Genomic DNA, 1,010 nt, shown 5'->3' with positions numbered 1-1,010 from the left:
CTAGATGGATGAGTCCAAGGGTTCTTGGTGAAGTCAGTGGTCATAGGCGGTCAGCGATCGGTTGACGGGTTGATGAGTCTGGCCGTTGTGCCAGATGGCCGCGGTCAGGGCCAGGATCTTGATGAACACCCGGACAATGACGCCCGCCACGGTGCGGCCTCCGTGTCGTTCCAGGTCAAGCTGGCCTTTAAAGGTCTGGTTGATCGATTCGATGGTCTGGCGTAACGGCTTGAACAGGTGCGCTCCGGCTCGTTCGGTTTCGCCGGCGCGGGCCGGGCGCAGCAGTCTCATCCCGCCTTCGGCCAGCTCGTGTTCGAAGGCCTGGCCGTAGAACTGCCGGTCGGCGATGATCGTCTGGCGGGGGTGCTCGGCCATCAGATGCGGAGCGCTGCGCAGCATGCCGAGCAGCACCTCGCGTTCATCGGCCTTGGCCCCGGCCAGCGCGAACAGCACCGGCAGCCCGCCCAGGGTGCACACCAGGTGCAGGCGCAGCCCCCAGAAGTACCGGGAGTGGGAGGCGCAGTAGCCGTACTCGGCCCAGCCTGCCAGTCGGCTGCGCCGTGCGGTCTCCACCGAGCGGCCGCACTCCACCGGGGTGGAGTCGGCCACCCAGACATCATCGCTCCACAGCGGACTGTCGCAGGCCAGCACCCGAATCACGGCCATGACCAGGCCGACCGACTTGCGCAGCCGCTTGCCGTAGCCCGACTGCTGAGGAAGACAGGGGAACATGCCGCGCAGCTCGGCGTGCGCGTACCGCAGCCAGCGGCGCTCGCAGTAGTAACCGAGCAGTGCCGACAGCACCGCCAGCGTCACCAGTTCGGCATCACTCAGCCTGGGTGCGATACCGGCCTTGGGCCGCCAGGGGGCCAGCTCCGGCGCACTCTTCAGCAGATCATCGACCCTCACATAGAGTGCGGTTGCGAGGGTGTCCAGTTCGGTCGTCACAACCCGAGAATGGACATCCTCGCCCTATCTCCGCAGCTACGCCTTGGACTCATCCATCTAGA

At 65.8% G+C, this 1,010-nt stretch carries 1 protein-coding gene; it reads right to left on the bottom strand.

Annotated features, from left to right (window positions below; all coding sequences use genetic code 11):
- Window positions 1–33 precede the first annotated feature (33 nt).
- Complete coding sequence (locus FXF51_RS60225) at window positions 34–948, bottom strand: IS982 family transposase (RefSeq protein ID WP_148443837.1); 915 nt, start codon at window positions 946–948, stop codon at window positions 34–36.
- Between the last annotated feature and the right edge of the window lie 62 nt (window positions 949–1,010).

The organism is Nonomuraea sp. PA05 (assembly GCF_008086045.1).
GTDB classification, from domain to species: Bacteria; Actinomycetota; Actinomycetes; order Streptosporangiales; family Streptosporangiaceae; genus Nonomuraea; species Nonomuraea monospora.
This window is presented reverse-complemented; position numbering and strand designations above follow the sequence as displayed.